Origin of the sequence: Draconibacterium sp. (assembly GCF_041583095.1) — a bacterium.
Lineage (GTDB): Bacteria > Bacteroidota > Bacteroidia > Bacteroidales > Prolixibacteraceae > Draconibacterium.
In genome coordinates this window covers 1-3,225 of sequence record NZ_JBFHGM010000400.1, presented here as the reverse complement: position 1 = coordinate 3,225, position 3,225 = coordinate 1, and the positions used below count along the sequence as shown (strand labels likewise).

3 protein-coding genes and 1 pseudogene are annotated in these 3,225 nt (G+C 38.6%); 1 reads left to right on the top strand and 3 read right to left on the bottom strand.

What is annotated here, in order from left to right:
- Window positions 1–939: pseudogene (locus ABZB17_RS21740) on the bottom strand (hypothetical protein); the annotation flags it as partial.
- Window positions 940–1,040: 101 nt separating this feature from the next.
- The gene (locus ABZB17_RS21735; RefSeq protein ID WP_372653626.1) at window positions 1,041–1,754 is read right to left on the bottom strand and encodes a hypothetical protein; all 714 of its coding nucleotides are present in this window, start codon (window positions 1,752–1,754) and stop codon (window positions 1,041–1,043) included.
- Window positions 1,755–1,964: 210 nt separating this feature from the next.
- Here ABZB17_RS21735 and ABZB17_RS21730 point away from each other — a divergent pair, with 210 nt between their 5' ends.
- Window positions 1,965–2,912: a LuxR C-terminal-related transcriptional regulator gene (locus ABZB17_RS21730; RefSeq protein WP_372653623.1), complete on the top strand. Its 948-nt coding sequence runs from the start codon at window positions 1,965–1,967 to the stop codon at window positions 2,910–2,912.
- A gap of 15 nt (window positions 2,913–2,927) precedes the next feature.
- Here the strand turns inward: ABZB17_RS21730 and ABZB17_RS21725 are convergent.
- Window positions 2,928–3,225 (bottom strand): hypothetical protein (locus ABZB17_RS21725; RefSeq protein WP_372653621.1); only part of this gene is annotated, 298 nt, incomplete at its 5' end.

Genomic DNA, 3,225 nt, shown 5'->3' with positions numbered 1-3,225 from the left:
ATCATTGTTAAGCCAGTGTTTGTACAAATAATTCGTATATTTTCTATTTCTTTTTGATAGTTGAGTTGATGGATCGGCTACAAATTTTGCGTCATTTTTTTTCCATTCGGTTGCCAAACTGTCGAATATCGACTCGTAGAGCTGCACCTTTCCTAAGCCGGTTTCCAGCTTTAAAGCTCTGTTGAAAGGAGTGATCGAAAAAGGTTTCCTGCCCACCCTTTTTATGGCCTTTTCCCAGATATCACTTCCGTATCGTTCTCTTGAACCAGCCACCAGGTAATAACCCAGTTGATAGTGGTTGGGAATGTAATCTTTGAATGATCCGAGGTAAGCTTTATCGTACGAAAATATTTTGTTATCGACCACCTGCGCCTGATGTTCCACCAAAAATGACGGCAAGCGTCCACGCCCGTAGTTACCTAATGCTGTTTCTGTTACCACTGCATCGCCTTCAATAAACCACCACGGCAAATAAGCTCCAAACAATAAGGCCGTTCCCTGCTCTCCCAATATAATTTTTATGATTTTGGGTAACTCGGCATTTAATTTATCGATTTGCACCACATGTCGAAATTCATGCAAAGCCAGCTGTTCCAACCAATCTTGCGGATAAATGGCCTGATGTGGTGTAGTGTAAAACTCCGAGCGTTTTGGGGCATAAGCCACCAAACCGTTAGATTGCACCGTTTGTGTATGAAGAATTACCGATATTTTTCCCGGCTTGTATTTCAACGAATAACTTCCGAAATCGTAAACCATCTCCAGCTTTTGAGCCAGAATCTGTGCCTGGTCTTCATAATAATCGGGATATATCAGCTGAAAATTGGTGGTGTTAATTTGGCGCCATTTCAACGACGCCGGATCCTGCCCCGTATCGAAATACTGAGCATGAACAACATAAGTTGTCAAGACCAGAAGTAATAAAAGTAGTTTCTTCATTTTATCAGTGGAAATGAAATGCCAAAATACACAAACGAAATTATATAAAAACAAAAAGCCCGGAAAAATCCGGGCTCCTGAACTTGAACATGTTTTGTTTTTTATTCTTCTACTTCGTTAACTCCTAAAATCGGGATTGGATTGTCGTCTTCTTTTTCACCGTCAATAGATGCATAAAGTGTTGCAAATGCTGCATGAACCCATATAAGTGAGAAAATGACTCCCACGAAACACACTATTAATCCGGCAATTATGATGAAGAACGATAAAATAGCCATTCCAAAAACGGTCCAACCATAACCGCGTGTCATTTGCCAGCTTTTTTCAACAGCTTTCATGGCATCCAGCTGTTTATCCATAACCAGGTACGGCACAAAAACCAATCGACATGCCACAATTATACCGGGTATTACCAGCATAAATATTCCGACCGTTACCAAAGCTGCTACAATTAAATTGGCTAAAACAATATTTAAATACTGTGTTTTAAAACCTTCGAACATTACTTTTAGGTCTGTCTCTTCGTCTCTCATAGCGGCCAAAAACAGCTTTTTCTCGCCGTATTTAATTACAGGCACAAATAAAAAACCATATGCCAACGCAAATAATGCTATTGGAAATAACAATAGACCAATGTTATTAAAATCACCTCCATTCCATTCGCCTTTAAAACCATAACCGGGGCCATTTAGTAGTCCCGTAATTATGACGGCTACCAGAAGTGTCAGGAATGATTTATCAAACATTTTTCTCCAGGCGTAACTAAAACTTCCACCCGCCGATGGTCCCAAATTAAAATACTTTAAGCTTTCCATTGTTTTTGTTTTTAATGTTTTTGTTTTCTGTTTTCTGAGTGGCACCTTTCGGCGCCTGAACATTGTTTTTTGTAATTGTTATTCAAATCTACTGTATATCTCAAAAAAATCCTTCCTACTAAAGTTGGATTTAGTAATTTCACTACTTTCGTAGTTAGCGCTGCACGGGCAAAGTGCGTAAAATTGCAATGCACTACTTAAGTAGTTCTTATGTGGATTAAAATTTTAGCATACACAGTTACATTTATTATTTCGGCCGGAATATCGGCTTTGGGAATTATGCTTGCCTATCAGCAATACCAGCAGAACAAAAAGCCAATTTTCACGACTTTGCTGTATCAGCAAATATTTCTTTTCTCCTTTCTGTTTTATGGCGTTTGGGGAAATATAAGTCTGCGAATGGTAATTGCGGATTTAAATATTAGCGATGCATTAAGTGCCAAGTTAGCCGTTTTTATACCCATTATTGGAATTCCGTTTATGGTGGTAAGTTGGTTTATGCTTTTAAAGTTTGCCAACAATTGCAACGGACGCCGGCTAACAAAAACATTCATTTTTACCTTCTTTCCTACTTTTGTAGTGTTGGCTTTTGCCCTGGTTTTTCTTATTCAGAAAGAATTTATCGATGTGCCTGATAATGCAGATCTTTTTGTTGTACGAATTTTAGTACTGCTAAACCTGATCGTTTATTTATTTTTTCTGTTACCGTTTTTCAGAAAAACAAAAGATGCCGGTATTTTAAAAGAAAGCGGACTCAACAAAAATCGGGTACTGATTATTATTGGCAGTACCCTACTTTATTCAGGCGTGATGTTCTTTTTTAACCGGTTCGGGTATATATCTACGTGTATTGCCTTAATTTTTTTATTTGCATGTAACCTGGCTCTTCCGGCAATTGTTCGCCTTAAAAATCAATCGGCAAACGAAAATGAGAATATGGATTTTCAATCGTTTTGTAACTTTTTCGAAATATCGAAACGCGAAGCTGAGATCATTCAGGAAATTTGCAGCGGAAAATCAAACAAGGCGATTGCCGATAAATTGTTTATCACCTTGCAAACCGTAAAAGATCACAATCATCGGATTTACACCAAAACAGGAGTAAAAAGCAGGGTTCAACTGGCCAACCTGGTTCGCGAAAAAACCGGCGAGATTTAACTGTGTCTCCCCCGGTTATTCTTCAAAGAAAAGATCCTCTTTTAATTTTTCAATGCGGTCAAGCGCGTAAATCGCATTTTTAGCCGCTTCACCCGATTCCGTCAAATAAATCCGGTAATAGTTCATTGCCAGTGTTTTATTGGAATTGTATTCTTCGTAGGTAGTTGCAATTTCAAAAAGAACTTCGGTTTTTCCCGGATTCAGTTCGTAGGCTTTTTTTAATGCTTCTATCGATTCTTTAAACTGTCGTTGCTGGCCGTACATTTGCCCCAGGTGATGATACATTTCCGACACATAATCAGGCACCGTTGCT

Excerpts from the sequence above, each read along its gene's own strand:
- ABZB17_RS21735 (WP_372653626.1), bottom strand. The coding sequence starts at position 1,754 with ATGGAAAGCTTAAAGTATTTTAATTTGGGACCATCGGCGGGTGGAAGT.
- ABZB17_RS21730 (WP_372653623.1), top strand. The coding sequence starts at position 1,965 with ATGTGGATTAAAATTTTAGCATACACAGTTACATTTATTATTTCGGCC.